Below are 19,564 nucleotides of genomic sequence, written 5' to 3' on the forward strand. Positions count from 1 at the left end.
ATTGCAACATCAGCAGGTATTTCCGTTTTTTTTAATGATTAAAATTTTTTTTGTCACCGCATATGATACATCCCACTGCCGGACAACCAGGGTATCGCCCCACTTCTTTATGGTTGTTATTATCATTCATTATTATAAAGATGGTTTTTCAATATGCAGTATTGAGCCCGTATTACGAGCTTCACCGGGATGAATACCTACACCTGGATATGGCCAATCATCTGGCAGCAGGATACTTATCGGTGCCGCCGCTTACTGCCTTTAATTCTTTACTGATACAATGGTTGGGGAATAATTTTTTTTGGGTGAAATTTTTTCCTGCGTTGTATGGTGCGCTCACGATGGTGCTGATGTGGAAAATGGAGGAAAAGCTGGGTGGCGGCTGGTTTGCGCAGGTATTGGCGGCGCTTGCATTTTTATGTTCAGGCTTGTCCCGCATGAACATACTGTATCAGCCCAATTCTTTTGATATCCTGGCGTGGACGGCCTTGTTCTGGTGCCTGATGCAGTTTCTGCAAACACAGGAGAACAAATGGTTGTTGTGGATGGGCGTGGTTACGGGTGTGGGCGTGCTTAACAAGTACAATATTATTTTCCTCGTATTGGGGATGGTGGTGGCACTGCTGCTGTCCGCACACCGGAAAGTGTTCAGGAATAAATACCTGTATGCAGGAATGGGAATAGCCGTGGTGATCATTTCTCCAAACATCATCTGGCAGTTGCAGCATGGCATACCGGTATTGCATCATATGAAGGAATTAAGTGAAAGCCAGCTGGTACATGTAAGCCGGGTTTCTTTTTTGGGAGATCAGTTAAAGTTCTTTGTGGGTGGTGCTTTTATTGTGGTGGCGGCGGTTATAGGGTTAATTATTTCGCCGTCGTTCCGATCTTACCGGGTGATAATCGGCATTTACGCACTAACCATGTTATTGTTTACCTATTTCCGGGCAAAAAGTTATTATTCGGTTGGTTTATACCCGGTATTACTGGCTTTCGGGAGTGTTTATTGGGAGCGGATTTTCACGCACGACTGGACGCGTTACCTGCGTTTGCTCTGGGTGGCCCTGATTGTAGTGCCTTTTGGACTGCTGGCGAACGTTATTTTCCCGGTAATGAAGCCTGTTAAGATCCGTGAAAAGGCGGGCAAGTTCCAGGCGCTGGGTTTATTGCGCTGGGAAGACGGGGAAGATCATACCCTTCCCCAGGACTTTGCGGATATGCTTGGCTGGAGGGAACTGGCGGATATGTCGTGGCAAACGTGGCAGCAGGTGCCGGACGCGGATAAACGTTACACCTTGCTGATCTGCGACAACTACGGCGAGGCCGGTGCTTTGAATTACTATAACAGGGGCAGGAATATTCCATTGGCCAATGCAATGGATGCGGATTACGTTTTTTGGTTCAGGGAGATGGACACCATCCGTTACATTGTTAAAATCGGTAAGAAGCCGGAAGGCGCCTATATGAAAATGATAGGCCGGTTGCAGCAAACCTGTGTAATGAAAGATACCTTGTCCAGGGAATACTTATGGGGCGCCGGCGCCTGGCTGTTGTCGGACCTTTCGCCGGAATTGCCGGCAGCGCTGAAGCGGGCTTTGCATGAAGAGCAAAACGTTTACTCCCGGAAGTAACCCGGTTACCGGGTAATAATAAACTCCACTTCGCCAAAGCCAAGTTGTAATATTTCGCCGTTTTTCTCCAGGCAGAGATGGCCGTCGGGCAATACATCGCGGATGATGCCTTCAAAAATTTCCCCGTCTTTCCGGTATAACCCTGATTGTTGCCAGCGGAACAACCGGGAGGTGTATTCAGCAAGCAGCGTTTCATAAATGGCGGGTTGCAGTTGACGGATCCTTTTATCGAGGAAAGTGCAGAGTTCTCTTGCCAGGGTTTCCGCCTCACGGGACTTGCCGGTAATTTGCCTGAGGGAAACGGCATTGGGCAGGTCGGGCGGGAAGGAAGCCTGGTTAATGTTGAGTCCGATCCCGATAATGGCATATTGCCATATATTTCCACGCAATACATTCTCAATCAGGATGCCTCCTGCCTTTCTGTCACGCCAGTAAATATCGTTTGGCCATTTGATGATTGTTTCATCACCGGCATAGGAAGTGAAGAAATCGGTGGTTCCGAGGGCGACTGCCACGCTGAGCATAAACTGTCTTGAAAGCGGTAACATAGCCGGTTGGAGAGCAATTGTGAGAGCGCTGATATCTCCGGGTTGGGCGAGCCATTGTTTCCCGCGGGTTCCTTTTCCGGCTGTTTGGTTGCTGGTAAACCAGGCTGTGCCTGATGTCACCTGGCGGGAATTTACCTGCTCCATGGCATAGTTATTGGTGCTGTCTATTTCGTCTAATATATAAAACGGGTGTCCTATCACATGAATCTTTTTTAGTCTGTATCCGGCCCGAAAAGTAATTCATTTTATTATTTAATTAACATTTTCAGGCCCCCCGCGGCGGATATTAAACATCTTATATTACTGCTTGTTTAGTAACTTTGACAATTAAAGATTATTTTTAACAAAAACGAGATTTATTGGCACCCTTAACCGTTCTGAGCACGAGAAAGAAGGCGCAGCAACGCCTGACCAGAGAAAGTGAAATTTTTACCACCATCATAAAGGCCATACAGGATAAGAAGGGGGAAAATATTGTGTCCCTGGATCTACGCCAGATTCCTGAAGCCGTGGCCGATTTCTTTATAATATGTGAAGCCAATTCCGGCACCCAGGTGAAAGCCATTGCTGATTATGTGTCAGAGGAGGTGGAGAAGCATACTTCAGAGGAACCGTACAAACACGAAGGATTTAGTTCTCAAAACTGGGTTCTGGTTGATTATGTGAATGTAGTAGTTCACATTTTCCAGCCTGAAAACAGGAAGTTCTATAATCTGGAAGAAATGTGGAGCGACGCGGACAGGATGGACCACACAGAAAGCTAAACAAAACAGTTGTTTTAGAATTTAATTATTCATATTATTCTGATTGCAATAAACATCCGTAAAGGAGCGTAAGATTATGGAAAAAGGAGGCAATAACTTCAACAAGGGTTCGGAGAAATCACCTAAGAAAGGACCGAAGTTCAATATATACTGGGTATATGCCTTTATTGGCGTGGCCCTGCTCGCAATGAACTTTTTTGATTTGAGATCCCCAACCAAAGAAATCAGTTTCCAGGAATTTCAGGTGGATTACCTGAAACCGGGAGATGTTGATAAGCTGGTTGTCGTAAATAAAAAATATGTAGAAGTCTACATAAAACATGACCATCTGAAAGAGGCCAAGTTTAAAGACGTTAACAAAAGTAAATTTGGTGGAGAGAACCCCGGTCCTCACTTCCGTTTTTCAATTGGTAGCGAAGAAAGTTTCAAAAAGGATATAGATAAAGCACAGGAAGGTGTTCCGGTAGAAAACCAGGTAAAGATCTCTTATGATGAGCGTCAGAGCTGGTTTGAGCCTATTTTCCAGTTGCTGTTACCAATTATCCTGATCATTGGTTTGTGGATATTGCTGATGCGTAAGATGGGCGGTCCTGCCGGTGGCAGTGGTGGTCCGGGCGGCATCTTCAATATTGGTAAATCGAAAGCTACACTGTTCGACAAAGGTACCCGTGTGAATATTACGTTCAACGATGTAGCCGGTTTGGACGAAGCGAAGGTGGAAGTAATGGAAATTGTGGATTTCCTGAAGAATCCTAAAAAATATACCGCCCTGGGAGGTAAAATCCCCAAAGGCGCCCTGCTGGTAGGCCCTCCGGGTACCGGTAAAACCCTCCTGGCAAAGGCAATGGCAGGCGAGGCTCAGGTGCCTTTCTTCTCCATGTCCGGTTCCGACTTTGTGGAATTGTTTGTGGGAGTGGGTGCCAGTCGCGTACGTGACCTGTTTAAGCAAGCCCGTGAAAAAGCGCCATGTATCATCTTTATCGATGAAATTGATGCTATCGGCCGTGCCAGAGGCAAGAACGTAATGATGAGTAACGACGAACGTGAAAACACCCTGAACCAGTTACTGGTAGAAATGGATGGTTTCGGAACAGACAGTGGTATCATTATCCTGGCTGCGACCAACCGCCCTGATGTACTGGACAGCGCTTTACTGCGCCCGGGCCGTTTCGATCGTCAGATCTCTATCGATAAGCCGGATCTGGCTGGAAGAGAAACTATTTTTGAAGTGCACTTAAAGCCTATCAAAACTTCTCCCAACCTGGACGTGAAAAAACTGGCTTCCATGACGCCAGGCTTCGCCGGTGCGGATATCGCCAACGTTTGTAACGAGGCGGCACTGATTGCTGCGCGTAAAGGCAAAACACAGGTGGAAATGGACGACTTCAATGACGCGATTGATCGTGTAATTGGTGGTCTGGAAAAGAAAAACAAAATCATCTCTCCGGAAGAAAAAGAAGTAATTGCTTACCATGAAGCAGGTCACGCTATTTGTGGCTGGCACCTGGAACATGCTAACCCGCTGGTGAAAGTAACCATCGTTCCCCGTGGTGTAGCTGCGCTTGGTTATGCACAATATCTTCCGAAGGAACAATATCTGTACAACACCGAACAGTTGCTCGATGATATCTGCATGACCCTTGGTGGCCGTGCGGTAGAGGAATTGGTTTTCGGTAAAATTTCTACCGGCGCACAAAACGACCTGCAGGTAATTACCCGTATGGCGTATGCAATGGTAACCGTGTATGGTATGAACGATAAAGTTGGTAACGTATCTTTCTACGATCCAAACAGTGATCAGTCATTTACCAAACCTTACTCAGAAGAAACATCCAAGATGATTGATGATGAAGTAAGGAAACTGATTGCCACCGCTTATATCAGAACTAAAGACCTGCTCACATCCAAAATGGATCAGGTAAAGGCACTGGCAGAAGAACTGCTGAAAAAAGAAGTTTTATACCAGGCCGACCTGGAAAGATTGATCGGTAAACGTCCTTACGATACCCACAAAGAACACCAGCTGGGTAAAGAAGGCGCTCCTACTGAAGGAGTACATCCGTCAGATATCATCAATCCTTCTCCATCACCAGCTAATGCGTAAATAGTGATATGAAGATTTCTCCTGCTAAGGAAAATATTCTGAAGAGAGTACGGAATGCGTTAAGTCAGTCAGTACAGTTGCCCTTCCCGAATTCGGAGGGCAACTCGTCTGTTTTCAGAACCGAGAATGAGAGCCTGGAATTAAAGTTTGCAGAAGAATTTACCCGGTTGCAGGGAAAGTTTGTTTACTGTACAGGAAAAGGTGAGTTGATGGAAAGCCTTCGTGCGCTTTGTGAACACAAAGAATGGCACAATGTGTTTTGCCAGACACCTGCCCTGCTGAAAACAATCCACCAGCAGGATTTACCTGTACTCAACCAGGGGACCATGCACGAAGCAGATGCCGCCATCACGGATTGTGAATACCTGGTAGCCCGCACCGGAACATTGGTGCTGAGTTCCGCACAACCCAGTGGCAGAGCATTACCGGTATATGCGCCTGTGCATATCGTGGTAGCCTACACGCACCAGTTGGTATTTGACCTGAAGGATGCGCTTAATAAGCTGAAAGATAAATATGGTAACGATATCCCATCAGCCATATCTTTTGCAACAGGGCCCAGTCGTACCGCTGATATCGAGAAAACACTGGTAGTAGGGATCCATGGTCCCAAAGAAGTATACGTATTTTTAGTAGACGAATGAATAAATGGCTTTTAGTCTTTAGCTGTTAACTTTCAGTACCGGAGCGATGTATCGCTTCTTCCACTGAAGGCTAACCGTTAAAAGCTAAAAGCTTCATAATTTTAAGAATGGATATTGCATTACCGGCCAATAAGAAAATATATTTTGCCTCAGATTTTCATCTTGGCGCTCCCAATCCTGCCGCCAGCAGGGAGCGTGAAAAGCTGCTTTTGCAATGGCTGGAGCAGGTGGAATCTGATGCGCAGCATATTTTCCTGGTAGGTGATATTTTTGATTTCTGGTTTGACATACAAGCATGTTATCCCCAAAGGATATACCCGCATTTTGGGAAAGCTGGCCGCGCTAAGCGACAAAGGAATCGGTATTTCTATTTTTATTGGTAACCATGATATGTGGATGGACGGGTATTTTGAGGAAGAGCTGAACATCCCGGTTTATTATGAGCCGCAAACCTATACCATTGGCAATAAACGGTTTTATATCGGTCATGGTGATGGCTTAGGCCCGGGTGATCATGGTTATAAGATGCTGAAAAAAGTATTCAGAAACCCGTTTTGCCGGTGGATGTTTTCTGCTATCCACCCGGCCTGGGGCATTGCCCTTGCCAATTATTTCAGCCGCAAAAGCCGCTCTGCCACCGGGCAGGAGCTGGAGCATTTCCTTGGAACGGAAAATGAGTGGCTGGCCATTTACAGTAAAGAAATACTGCAAAAAGAACATTTCGATTATTTCATCTACGGGCACCGGCATCTGCCCCTCGATATTCCATTACCCGGCGACAGCAGGTATATCAACCTGGGTGACTGGCTGAATTATTTTTCCTACGCTGTTTTTGATGGGAATACGGTGGATCTGAAATTCTTCACCGAAGAGGGAGCGAAGGCCGCCAGGCTTGGTCAGCAGATCAGGCATCCAGGATCTCGTGTAAAATAGGCGGGGAATGCATCTCTGTAAAATCAGGTAAGTGCAGCCGGAAAAACTCCAGGTACGCATACAGTAATTTTCTTCTTCTTTCTTTATTCATTGTAATCGCCGCCAGGTGCTCTACTGCCGTGCATTGAAACAGCTGATCTGTTAATTCGCTGCTCTGTGTATCAAGGTGATTGGCGTGATGTGGTGGCAGATCGGAAAAGGTACCTTCCTGTAAATCCAGGTAAGGGGTGTACTCAGAAAATCTGCCATTGAGCCGGAAACCCAGGTGCTCTCCCATTTTCAGCGTAAAGTACAAAGGCAGGTTTGCCACCACCGGCAGGCCGGAGACGTCCAGCAGTTGCAGGATATTTTCTGTAAAGAAATAGAGATCGGTTTGTTGCTCCGGTTGCTTCAGGCATTTCTGGAGGAGCTCTATCATGTAAAGGGCTACCGTATTTTTTATCACATTAAGGTGTACGGAGTTGTACAGATATCCCAGTTTGTATTCGGAAATGCGTTGAAGGTTTTTGATTTCGTTGTGATATACCACCAGTTCCAGGATATTACCTGGCTGCAGCAGATTTCCTTTGGCAGCTTTGGGTTTGGAGGAACGGGCGCCGTTTACCATATACGATTGTACCCCGAAGAGTTCAGTAAATATACTCACGATCAGGCTGGTGTCGCCATACTTTACCGTGCGTAATACGATGCCGCGTGTTTTGTGAAGCAATTTTTCCTGGCTTTTGCTGTTAGCAGTTAGTGAAAGAAACCGGAATGCAAGTTACACAAACGAAGGGATTGAACGGCTAAAAGCTAAAACCTAACAGCTGGCAGCTAAAAGGAGTCAGCTCATCGCTGCCTGTTAACAGCTAATAGCTATTTTAATTACCTTTACGCCCATTACTAAAAAGGAAATCCTTATGTGGCAACGTTTAGCAGGCTTTGTGCTAAAATATCGATTATTGCTTCTTGTTCTACTGCTTGCCGGTACCGGCGTGATGGGTTATTTTGCCAGCAAGGTACAAATGTCATACGACTACGTGGCCACTATACCCCATGATAATCCTAAATTTCTTGAGTACCAGGATTTTAAGAAGAGATTTGGCGGAGATGGTAATGTGCTGATGCTTGCCGTGCAAACAGATAAATTTTTCCAGGCAGATTTTTTCAAGGACTATGTTCAGCTGAACAAGGACATGAAGAATGTTTTTGCAGTGGAGAATATTATGAGTGTGCCGATGGCTATCAACCTGGTGAAGAACGACAGCACACAGAAGCTGGAGGCTAATTTACTTTTCCAGGGGGATCTGACCAACCAGGTGGTAATCGATAGTTTATCCCGTGTTTTCCACACCCTCCTTTTTTACAAAGGACTGCTATACAACCCCGATACCCATGCTTACCTCATGGCTATTTATGTGAACAAGGATGTATTTAATTCCCCGAAACGTACGGCTGTAGTGAATGAAATTACGAAGCTGGCCAATGCCTTCCAGGAAAAGCAGCATACAGAAGTACGTCTGAGTGGGCTGCCGCTTATTCGTACAGCCATGGCCGTTAAGGTAGCGGATGAGCTGAAGCTGTTCCTGAAAATCTCTTTCGTGTTAACTGCTTTGATCCTGTTCCTGTTTTTCCGTTCATTTGGCGCGGTACTGATGTCCATGATTGTAGTGGCTATCGGTGTAATCTGGTCAGTGGCTACCATCGTACTGATGGGATATAAAATTACATTACTTACCGGGCTTATACCTTCGTTAATAGTAGTGATAGGGATTCCCAACTGTGTATACTTCCTGAGTAAATACCATACAGAATACGCCAAGGATGCCAATAAAACACGGGCTTTGGTGCATATGATACAGCGGATGGGGATAGTGACCCTGTTTACCAATCTTACAGCTGCCATTGGTTTTGGGGTGTTCTGTTTCACAAACAGTGCCATCCTGAAAGAGTTTGGTGTAGTAGCAGGGTTGAATATCATGTTCATCTTCCTGATCTCTTTTATTTTCCTGCCCTCTGTTTTAAGTTATTTACCTGCGCCTAAGAGCAAGCATACTACTTACCTGGATAACCGGTTCTTTGGGGCGATACTTGATTTCCTGACCACGCTGGTGTTTAAATACCGCCCATGGGTGTACGGAGTAAGTTTGGTGCTGGTGATAGCGGCCATTGTGGGAATGGGGCGCTTGCAGTCTGTGGGCTATATGCTGGACGATATTCCGCATACTGATAAATTGTATACGGATCTGAAATTCCTGGAAACGAATTTCAAAGGGGTAATGCCACTGGAAATTGCGGTGGATACGAAAAAGAAGAATGGTGTAATAAACCTGCAGACGCTGAATAAGTTGGATGAACTGACACAGTTGATTGCTGCGCAGCCTGATTTTGGCCGTCCATTGTCGGTAGTAGAGGGTATTAAGTTTGCAAAGCAGGCATATTATAACGGGGACAGCTCCAACTTTGCGGTACCCAACCAGTTTGATCTGGGCTTCCTGGCGCCTTACCTGCGCATGAAGGGTGGGAATACTGCCGGACCCGCTTCTACTTTCTCCAAACTGGTTTCTTCCTTTATGGACAGCACCAGGCAGGTGGCCAGGTTGAGTGTAAATATGAAAGATGTAGGATCGCAGAAGCTGCCGTTGTTGCTGGATTCATTGCAACCGCAGGTAACTGCTATTTTTGATACAGCGCATTACAAAGTAACTTTTACCGGCACCAGTGTGATTTTCCAGGAAGGTACCCGTTTCATTATTAACGGGCTGATGGAGAGTATTATCCTGGCTTTTGTGTTGATTATGCTTTGTATGCTGTACCTGTTCCGTTCCTGGAGGATGCTGATCATATCATTGATCCCGAACGTGATTCCACTGGTGGTTACCGCCGGTGTGATGGGATGGGTAGGCGTTCCGTTGAAACCATCTACGGTATTGGTGTTTAGTGTAGCGCTTGGTATAGCCATCGACGTTACCATCCGTTTCCTGGTTAATTTTAAGCAGGAGTTGCCGCGGCATGATTTTGACATCAGTGCTACGGTGAAGCAAACGATCCATGAAACCGGGCTGAGTATTATTTATACCTCTGCTATCCTGTTTGCCGGCTTTATGATTTTCAGTTTCTCGGGATTTGGTGGTACAAAGGCATTGGGCTGGCTTACTTCCCTGACCCTGGTGGTGGCAATGGTTACGAATCTGACTATTTTGCCGGCTTTACTGTTGTGGATGGAAAAGGCATTGTTGAAGAAAGCGAAGAAGAAAGAGCTGTGGAAGCCGTTGGACGAGGAGGAGGACATTGACATAAAGGAGCTGGGGATCAGCGATCAGGAATAGTTTATAAAGACAATCATATGAGCCACCGGGTCAAGCAGGGCATGTTTTTCATGCTGCTGGTTGCCCCGGTGGCTTTTTAGTGCCGGCAAACTGCAGTGGATGCTAAATATTTAGCTAAAATGGACAAAAAAAGAAGCTGAAATGATCTAGTGGACAGCATTCACATACACTTATAGCCGCTTGTAAAAAAAGGGGTGGGATTATAATGAAAAAGTATGAGGTTTAGTACGCCATTCTAACCACATAGTTCATGAAAAATAAGTACTTAAAGGGCGCTCATTTATCCGAGCGCAAATTTAAGGAGATCCTGCGGCTGTTTGCCGATGATCTTACTGCGACCCAGATAGCGAATATCAGCGGTGTAAGCAGGGTAACTATTAACAGCTACCTGAAGAAGCTACGACACCAGATTGCGCGATACTGTGAAACGCAGCATCCTGTGCCTGTTCCCGTGTTAACGTATGAACCCCGGCAAAGTGACCTTAATTCCGACCACGACAGCGACACGCTGGTGGCGGTAAAACCGGAAGTAGACCGGATTGTTAAGCCCGTAATCTTCGGCATCTGCAGATCCTCAGACAGGTTACACACCGAAATTCTTCCAGACGTAAGTCGGTCTATGATTCATGCGGCTACCCGCGGTCGTTCCGTATTGGAAACGCAGGTGGCTACAGAACGTTTGCGCCGGTTCAACGGGTTGGTGGATTTGGGTCAGTACCGTTTATACAGGCTGGGTCAGACTTCTGATACGCATCAGATGGATGATGTAGATGCTTTCTGGGGACTAACCAAGCACCGCCTGGCTAAGTTCAAGGGGCTGAACCGGAATACTGCCTATTTACATCTGAAAGAGTGTGAATACCGCTTTAATCATCGTAATGATGATCTCTTTACGGTATTGCTGGAGTTGTTAAAAACATATCCGCTTACCCTTTCCTGATAAAAAATATTCGCCCCGCATTTATGCGGGGCAACTTTAATCTCGATTTAGATTTTGGTTGATGAGCACAGGCGGTATTCTTGCCGCTTGTTTATTTTTACGCCCTTACAGATAACTTGTAATAATTATATGTTAATGAGGCGTTAAAAAGATGTTATCCAAACGTTATCGGGAACTTTCCAAGCTTAACTTTTTGTTAAGAATTATTATATTTGAGGCTGGTTGAAAATTTGCTAAGGAAACTGCTTATGAGGAAGAAGTTGACTGTTTCTGCTGTTTATTCATTGAATAAATCGCAAGAGAATTGCTCAATTGTTTAATTTGGTCAATATCACTGTACCGTTATACCTGCTCCAGCTTTAAGTATCCAATTACAATTTCACCAAACTGCTTATTTAACGGGAACCAATTGAATTAAGGCGTATGGCCTTGATAATGATGATTATTTTTTAAGGTTAAGGAAACAAAATCATGCTTATGAGGAAAGTATTATTTCTCCTCTTGTCCGTGCTATTTCTGGGCGGGCAAGTCTATGCGCAAAGCCGCACAGTAACAGGGAGAGTCACTGATGCCACAGATGGCTCAGCTATTCCGGGTGCCAACATCCAGATTAAGGGCACCGCAAAAGGAACCGTCACAAATCCGGAAGGGGCTTACACTATCCAGGTAGATGCAAATGCCACATTGATCGTATCATTTATCGGGTATGAGGCCAAAGAAGTACCGGTGGGTACTGCTGCCACATTGAACGTAAAACTGAAAACAGATTCCAAAAGTCTGGATGAAGTAGTGGTAACGGGTTACACGATGGAGAAGAAGATCAACTCCACCATCGCGGCATCCAGTATCAATGGTGCAAAGATCAACAACGTTGCGTTGCCGGATGTAAACCAGATGCTCCAGGGTAATGCGCCTGGCGTTGCAGTATCAACTAACTCCGGTCAGCCTGGCGCGAAAACGGAGGTACGTATCCGTGGTATCGGCTCTATTTCAGCGAGCAACAGCCCACTGTATGTAGTGGATGGGGTAATCATTTCCTCCGGGGATTTTACCCAGAATACTCCTTCCCAGGATGTAATTGCGAACCTGAACCCTGCCGACATTGAAAACGTGACCATCCTGAAAGATGCGTCTGCAACTTCATTGTATGGTTCCCGCGGTTCTAACGGTGTGGTAGTTATTACCACCAAAACGGGGAAGAAAGGCCAGAGCAGAATTAATTTCAATGCCAAGTATGGTTTCCAGGACCTGTCGCATGGGATTGACATGATGAATTCCACTGAACTGCTGGCTTATCAGCGCGAGGCGATGAAGAATGCGACCAAGAAAGATGGCACGCCGCTTTTCACTGCAGAACAGATCCTGGCTAATCGTCCGAACAGCCTGGCAAATATCAATACCAACTGGATAGACGAGGCCTTCCGCACCGGTAAAACACAATCTTATGGTATCAACGCAGGCGGCGGAAATGAAAAGACACAGTTCTATGCTTCCGGCGATTATTTCAAGCAGCAGGGTATCCTGATTGGCTCCGACTTCAGCCGGTACAGTGGCCGTTTGAACGTGGATCATAAATTCAATGAGAAATTTGACCTGAGCGTAAAGGTGAACGGCAGCTACACAGATCAAAGAAGTGCAAGCGCAGGTAACAGTTACTCTTCACCATTGATGGGTGCGCTGGCAAATTCTCCGTTTATCCCTTCCCGTGATGAGAACGGAAACCCCTATAACGGATATACTGCCGGACAGCCAGGCACTACTTCCTGGGCTGGTTTCGCAGATATCCCCTCCTCCTACCGCCCGGTTTTACGTGGAGGCAACTTCGTGAGCACGGTGAACAGTAACTACAACAGGAGCAATAATACCCAAACAGTTTTTAATGCTGCATTGGGCTACAACATTATTGACGGGTTACGTTTCGTAGTGAAGGGTAATGCCGAGTTGACCAACATCCGTGAAAAACAATGGACATCTCCGGATTCCTACGATGGACGTAACTATGGCGGTTACCTGTATAACGTGAATACCAACATGGCGTTGTATACTACCCAGCAATTGCTGACTTATAATTTCAACCTGGGTAAAGATCATAGTATCCGCTTACTGGCAGGTAATGAATACTCCTTCCAGAACCGTGTGTGGAACTATAGTGCAAAGAATGGTTTCCCTAATGGTCAGGCACAGGTGCCGGACGCGGGTTCCCAGTATTTCGACATGGCTGGTGATGAAACCTCCTACGCTTTCCAGGGTATACTCGCGAAAGCAGATTATGACTATAAATCAAAGTATTTCTTAAGCGGTAGTTTCAGAAGAGACGGTTCTTCCCGTTTCCCTAAAGACAACCGTTATGGTAACTTCTACTCAGTAGGCGCTGCATGGCGTATTACAGAAGAGGAATTTACTAAAAATATATCCTGGCTGAACGACCTGAAACTGCGTTCCAGCTATGGTATCATGGGTAACGCAGAAGGTTTGGGCGATTATCCCTATCAGCCGCTGTACAGCCTCGTGGGCGCTTATGATGGCGGATCAGTTGCTTATCTGAAGCAACCAGGCAACATGGCATTGAGCTGGGAAAAACAAAACCTGTATGATGTGGGACTGGATATCAGTGTGCTGAAAAAACGTTTATACGGTAGCGTAGGATATTACGACAAGCGCTCTTCCGCATTACTGATGCAGCTGCCATTATCTATGACCAGCGGTTTTGATGTAATGACGATGAACGTGGGTAAGATGCTGAACCAGGGCTTTGAAGTAACAGTGGGTGGTATCCCGGTGTCTACTAAAAACTTCCAGTGGACTTCAGATCTGAATTTTGCTACGCTGAAAAACAGGGTACTGTCACTGGGCGGCCAGCAATTTATCCCGGCAGGTTCCCGCCAGCGGATTGAAGTAGGTATGCCATTTGGCTCCTGGTACATGCCGGTGTGGGCGGGCGTTGATCCTGCTACCGGTGCTGCCACCTGGGAAGGCGCTGATGGAAAACCAACTTCCGATTATAATTCAGCAGTGAGAAAATATGTTGGCCAGGCGCTGCCTAAAATTACAGGCGGTTTTACCAATAAATTCTCTTACAAGGATTTCGACCTGTCTGTATTCATCACATTCAGCGCTGGAAATAAAGCGTACAACTATAACCGTTCCTTCCTGGAAAGCGATGGTAATAACACTACCGGAAACCAGGCAAAAGATGCCGGCAGCCACTGGGAAAAGCCAGGCGATATTGCTGACAGACCAAAAGTTATCTGGGGCAATGGTACCAACTCTAATGCTTCTTCTACCCGTTACCTGGAAGATATCTCCTACGTGCGTTTGAGAAACCTTTCACTGGGTTACAATCTTCCAAAAAGCACTTTAAGCAGATTGAAAATGCAGGGATTAAGAGTGTATGCACAAGCAGAGAACTTATTTACGCTGACAGGATATAAAGGATGGGATCCGGATATGAGTACCAACCCGATTTCTCCGACCAGCACTGCATCTCCGGCTACTACCAATGCAGGAACCGATTTTTACCGTTATCCTACTTCAAGAGTGATCACGTTTGGTATTAGTGTGGGACTGTAATGAAGTAACAACAAAAATTTAGTTTAATTATGAAATATTCAAAACTCTCCATATTAGCATTGGCTACGGCTGGTTTGTTTTCAGCTTGTTCCAAGCTGGATCAGAATCCGCAGTCATCATTGAATGAAGGTGATGCCGTAACTGAAGGGAATGCACGTATTCTTGCAAACGGAATGTATGAGCGTATGCAGGCGCTGGAATATTATGGTCGCGACTTCATGATCGTAACAGACCTGGGTGGCAATGATATGAAGATTACTTCCCAGAACTCCAACCGGTTTATTACAGAATTCCAATTGAACTACACACCGCTGCTGGCGCCACAAACAAATACCTTCCTGAATGCTTACAGGGTGGTAAACCAGGCGAATGTGCTGATTGATAAACTGCCTGAAACAGAAAAAACCGGTGCGATCCGCGGAGAAGCTTATTTTCTGCGTGCACTGGCTAATTTCGACCTGGCCAGAAGGTACACAAGACCATATACCAATATAGGAGCAAAAGTAAATGAGCCTAACACCGGGATTACCCTGGTGACCAAAGCGGTGGATGCACCCGGTACATTCAAGCCTGGTCGTAGTACGCTGGCTGAAACTTACGCGGCTATTATCAGCGATCTGAAAGTGGCGCAGCAAACCGCTCCTGCCGGTAAATCTGAGAGCAACAGCGCGAATGTGTTTAATGCTACGAAGGATGCAGCAACAGCCTTGCTTAGCCGTGCTTACCTGTATAAGGGCGACTGGCAGCTGGCTATTGACGAGGCAGATAAGCTGATCGGGAAGTATCCTTTATATGAAGCGTCTGAAGTGGCGAAAGCATTTAATTTAGATGCAGCCGGTTCTGAAGAAATCTTTTCCCTGCGTTTTCTGACACCGGATGGCGGTGGCTCCAATAACTTCGGTTATATGTATGTGCCTGCTAAATTAGGTGGGTATGGAGATATCAGGCTCACAGATGGCTTTATGGAACTGTTGGATCCAAAAGATGCGCGTAATGCACTGGTGGAGAATCTTGATGGCAGTAACTACCTGATGAAATTTTCAGGTAATGAAGCTACCGGCCAGGTGGGTCTTGTAAACGTAAAGATCCTGAGAATAAGTGAGGTGTTGCTGAATCGTGCAGAAGCTTATGCTGAGCTGGGCAACCTGCAGAAAGCCACGGATGATGTGAATATGCTGAGAGCGAAACGTGGACTGGATCCATTTACTGATGTGGCCAATATCGAAGCTGAGATTATTAAACAGAGAAGATTGGAACTGGTGGGTGAAGGTTTTGGTATGTCTGATCTGTTCCGTAAGAACGGGCAGCGTAATATCAAAGATGCTAATGCGCTGAGTACAAGGGTTACAGAAGCGAATGATTTTCGTGTAGCTTTCCCGATTCCGCAGGCCGAGATGGATGCAAATCCAAATATGGTGCAGAACCAGGGTTATTCCAATTAGTATTATTATATGATTTGAAAGGTGCCTTCAGCGAAGGCACCTTTTTTATTTCACCGGAGACTACTGGATAAGAAGAAGCGGACCGGATACCCATTATTTATTTAAGGAGTACCAGGTGAGGCATCTTTTTAAATGAAAAGGTATATAAGGTAATTAATTATATATTATAATTAATATACTATTAATTGAATAGTGATCCTCAGAGGCCGGCAGGTGTTGGATATATCGGGAACGGATATTTTAAAAAAAAGCCAGTTTTGCACTAGTATTTTTTAAATTTCCTATATTGCAGTAGAATTTAAACAATATTTAACAAATACGTATCAGAATCTAAAACAGAATCTAAAGAACAAAATCTTAATTAAGTTGGTGCTTGTGTTGATTTAACCGCCATTTCAATCTATACCGGAAACAGTTTCTGATATAGTTAGGAAGAGAACAGAGGAGAGAAACTGGAATTTGCTTTGAGAAAATACGAATAAGGAAGGATGGGTTATGAGGAAAACGATTTACGGAATAACCTTTGGCTAAATGAGTACAGCACTCCCATTTTTATTAGTTAACTGACAATATCTTTCAAATCTAAATTGCTTATGAAAAGAGGACTACTCTTATGGTTGCTCGTGGCCATCAGTGTTGTGCAAGCCTATGCACAAACAAAATTAATCAGCGGCAAGGTTACGGATGCTAAAGACGGCTCCGGACTCCCTGGTGTATCTGTCGGAATTAAAGGTACAGGTAAAGGTTCCCTAACCACCAACGATGGCACTTACAAACTCGAAGCTCCTGCGGGTTCCGTGCTTGTTTTTTCTTTTATTGGGTATGCTTCTAAGGAAATTCCTGTTGGGGCCGAAGGCACTATCAATGTGGCTCTTGGCGCCGACAATAAAGATCTTAGCGAGGTGGTAGTTACCGCGCTGGGTATTAAACGTGAAAAACGCACCCTGGGTTATACTACGCAGGAAGTAAAAGGTGATGATATCGTGCAATCCAAGGAAGTAAACTTCCTGAATGGTATGCAGGGTAAAATTGCCGGTGTGCAAATCAGTAATACTTCTGGTATTCCCGGTGGTGGTACCCGTATCGTTATCCGTGGTGCGGCCTCTTTAACCGGAAATAACCAGCCACTTTTTGTAGTGGACGGTAACCCGATTGATAACAACCAGATTGGTGCAGGTGACACTGACGATGATCCGGTTCTGGCAGGAGGTACCACTCCCAACAGAGGTATTGATATTGATCCGAACATCATTGAATCAGTAAATATTCTCCGTGGCGCTTCTGCAACCGCATTGTATGGTTCCAGGGCAGCTGGTGGAGCGGTAATCATCACTACGAAAACCGGCGCTGGTTTAAAAGGTAAAGCTTTCAGCCTGACAGTAGGTTCCAGTGTGAACATTGACAAAGTGGTATTGCCTGAATTTCAGACCGGTTGGTCACAGGGTAACAACGGCGTATTCTTTGATGGAATAAACAATAAAACTTCCCGTTCCTGGGGTGCCAAAATGGATACCTTAAAGGTGGATGGCAAGCCAGCTGTTAAATATGATCCACGTGACGCGTTCTTTAAAACAGGTACTACCTGGGATAATAACATCAGTCTGAACGGATCTACAGAAAAGTCAAATTACCTGATGTCCTACTCTTCTTTAAGACAGGAAGGTGTGGCTCCTGGTACCGACTATTACCGTAACTCCTTTTACGCAAATTTCTCTACCCATCTTACTGATAAGTTAACTGCGACTACTGGTATCAGTTATATTGACTCACGTAACGACCGCTTGCTGGAAGGTAATGGTAGTGGTGGTACTTCTTACCTGGCTAACCTTTACAATGCGCCAGTAAGTTACAACCTGTTACCATATGAGAACCCGGTAGATAAGTCACAGAATATGTATAAGGTTAGTGCTAATAACCCTTTCTGGACCGCGGCTAATACCGGCCTGCAACTGAATGTATCCCGCTTCATTCCTAACTTCAGCCTGGTATACAATCCACTGAATTGGTTAACATTAACGGAAAGAATAGGTGCGGATATTTATACAGATGAACGTGTATTTCATGAAGCAATCGGCTCCTTCGGTGGTTTCCCCAATGGTCGTATGTACAATGAAATCATTAACAACAAGCAAATTAACCACGATTTCTACGCTACCGCCAGGAAAGAATTTGATAAATTCGATCTGACCGTAATGGTAGGTAATAATATCATTTCTGAACATTATACTGACCAGTTTTCAAAAGGTGTAGGATTATCCGTACCTGGTTTCTATGATATTACCAGTGCAGAATCTGTAACCTCCACCAAATCTTTCTACGATAGAAGAAGGGTGAGTGTTTACGGACAGGCAATCCTGGAATATAACCGCATGTTATCTTTAACATTAACCGGTAGAAATGACTGGTCATCTTCCATGCCGGCTAAGAATAATTCCTACTTCTACCCTTCTGTGACTGGTGCATTTGTATTCTCCGAACTGGAAGGATTAAAAGACAGCAAAGTATTATCATTTGGTAAAGTGAGAGTTGCTTACACCGCCATTGGTAATGACGCACCTCCTTACAAGGTAGCAACGCCTTTCAATAAAACGGTAGTGGGTGATGGTCTTCGTGGCTCACTGGATCTTCCTTTCAATGGTGTAAATGGTTTCTCCAAGAATAACGTGTTGGGTAATCCTGACCTGAAACCAGAGAAAATTAAAGAATTTGAAGTGGGTCTGGAAACAAAATGGTTGGACAACCGTATTGGTCTGGAAGCAAGTTACTATAACAAGGTTAGTACCGACCTGATATTCCAGACAGCAGTATCTGCTGGTTCCGGTTATACCCAGGCTGTAATCAATGCCGGTAAGATCACCAATAAAGGTCTGGAAGTAACTTTAAATGCCAATCCAATCAGATCAAAAGATTTCAACTGGAATATTTCTGCTAACTACTCCAGGAACAAAGCAATGATCAATGAGTTGACAGAGGGTGTAACTTCAATCCAGATAGGCGGTTTCACTACTCCGGGTATATACCTGGTGGCCGGTCAGCCTTATGGTACTATCAGAGGTTCACGTTACATGAGAAACGACCAGGGTAAACTGCTGATCGATGATGATGGTTATCCTACCCAGGAAGATGGAACTTCCTTTGATATTGGTAATACCCAGCCAAGATGGATTGGTGGTGTAACCAACAGCGTATCTTATAAAGGTATCAACCTGTCGTTTACTTTCGACGGCCGTTTTGGTGGTCAGGTGATCAACTTTGATGAATACTACATGACCTTCTACGGTACCAGTGGTCTTACGAGCAGCCGCGACGGATCAATGGTATATGACGGTGTAACTGCCGATGGTAAGCAAAATACCAAATCCATTAAAACTGATCAGGCTTACTGGCAGGCATGGGGTGATACTTATGAAAACCTGATCCAGGATGCAACCTTTGTAAAACTGAGAAATGTTACACTGGCCTATAATTTTAGTCCGAAGTTGTTAAAACGTACTCCATTTAAAGCAGCAGTATTTTCTGTTGCCGGTCGTAACCTGTGGATCTACACCCCACACTTTACCGGTTCAGATCCTGAATTGAGCACTTATGGAGCAGGTAGTAACTCCGGTGGTTTTTACCATTACGTTTCACCAAGCACCAGATCTTACAATGCAACTTTGAAGTTAACTTTCTAAACTGAG

Annotated in this window: 12 protein-coding genes; 10 read left to right on the forward strand and 2 right to left on the reverse strand. The window is 45.2% G+C overall.

Annotated features, from left to right (window positions below; genetic code table 11):
- Positions 1-140: 140 nt before the first annotated feature.
- A complete protein-coding gene (locus QFZ51_RS04890) occupies positions 141-1,631 on the forward strand; it encodes a glycosyltransferase family 39 protein (RefSeq protein ID WP_429043751.1) in 1,491 nt (496 codons plus the stop codon).
- A gap of 5 nt (positions 1,632-1,636) precedes the next feature.
- Here the strand turns inward: QFZ51_RS04890 and QFZ51_RS04895 are convergent, their stop codons facing one another.
- Positions 1,637-2,380: a biotin--[acetyl-CoA-carboxylase] ligase gene (locus tag QFZ51_RS04895; protein WP_429043753.1), complete on the reverse strand. Its 744-nt coding sequence runs from the start codon at positions 2,378-2,380 to the stop codon at positions 1,637-1,639.
- 158 nt (positions 2,381-2,538) lie between these two features.
- Here QFZ51_RS04895 and rsfS point away from each other — a divergent pair, with 158 nt between their 5' ends.
- The 4 genes from rsfS (at position 2,539) to QFZ51_RS04915 (ending at position 6,624) form a co-directional block, all read left to right on the forward strand.
- On the forward strand, positions 2,539-2,943 hold the full coding sequence (rsfS, locus tag QFZ51_RS04900) for a ribosome silencing factor (RefSeq protein WP_429043755.1): 405 nt from the start codon (positions 2,539-2,541) through the stop codon (positions 2,941-2,943).
- Positions 2,944-3,019: 76 nt separating this feature from the next.
- Entirely contained in the window at positions 3,020-5,047 is a 2,028-nt protein-coding gene (ftsH, locus tag QFZ51_RS04905; protein WP_370909175.1) for an ATP-dependent zinc metalloprotease FtsH, read from the forward strand.
- Between the two features lie 8 nt (positions 5,048-5,055).
- The gene (locus tag QFZ51_RS04910) at positions 5,056-5,691 is read left to right on the forward strand and encodes a LutC/YkgG family protein (protein WP_370909176.1); all 636 of its coding nucleotides are present in this window, start codon (positions 5,056-5,058) and stop codon (positions 5,689-5,691) included.
- A 282-nt stretch (positions 5,692-5,973) separates the two neighbouring features.
- Entirely contained in the window at positions 5,974-6,624 is a 651-nt protein-coding gene (locus QFZ51_RS04915) for a UDP-2,3-diacylglucosamine diphosphatase (RefSeq protein ID WP_429043758.1), read from the forward strand.
- On the opposite strand, the gene recO is transcribed toward QFZ51_RS04915, so the two are convergent.
- Positions 6,596-7,333 carry a DNA repair protein RecO gene (gene recO, locus QFZ51_RS04920; RefSeq protein WP_429043761.1) on the reverse strand — a complete coding sequence of 246 codons (738 nt, stop codon included), beginning with the start codon at positions 7,331-7,333 and terminating at the stop codon, positions 6,596-6,598. The genes QFZ51_RS04915 and recO overlap by 29 nt on opposite strands.
- A gap of 232 nt (positions 7,334-7,565) precedes the next feature.
- On the opposite strand from recO, the gene QFZ51_RS04925 reads away from it, so the two are divergent.
- From QFZ51_RS04925 to QFZ51_RS04945, 5 genes are all read left to right on the forward strand, one after another.
- Complete coding sequence (locus tag QFZ51_RS04925) at positions 7,566-9,932, forward strand: efflux RND transporter permease subunit (protein WP_370909179.1); 2,367 nt, start codon at positions 7,566-7,568, stop codon at positions 9,930-9,932.
- Positions 9,933-10,182: 250 nt separating this feature from the next.
- Positions 10,183-10,872 carry a hypothetical protein gene (locus QFZ51_RS04930; RefSeq protein ID WP_370909180.1) on the forward strand — a complete coding sequence of 230 codons (690 nt, stop codon included), beginning with the start codon at positions 10,183-10,185 and terminating at the stop codon, positions 10,870-10,872.
- 477 nt (positions 10,873-11,349) lie between these two features.
- Complete coding sequence (locus QFZ51_RS04935) at positions 11,350-14,442, forward strand: SusC/RagA family TonB-linked outer membrane protein (RefSeq protein ID WP_429043764.1); 3,093 nt, start codon at positions 11,350-11,352, stop codon at positions 14,440-14,442.
- Between the two features lie 29 nt (positions 14,443-14,471).
- Entirely contained in the window at positions 14,472-15,884 is a 1,413-nt protein-coding gene (locus QFZ51_RS04940; RefSeq protein WP_429043767.1) for a RagB/SusD family nutrient uptake outer membrane protein, read from the forward strand.
- Positions 15,885-16,477: 593 nt separating this feature from the next.
- Entirely contained in the window at positions 16,478-19,558 is a 3,081-nt protein-coding gene (locus tag QFZ51_RS04945; RefSeq protein ID WP_429043770.1) for a SusC/RagA family TonB-linked outer membrane protein, read from the forward strand.
- Positions 19,559-19,564 lie beyond the last annotated feature (6 nt).

Source organism: Chitinophaga sp. W3I9, from assembly GCF_050434025.1.
GTDB lineage: Bacteria > Bacteroidota > Bacteroidia > Chitinophagales > Chitinophagaceae > Chitinophaga.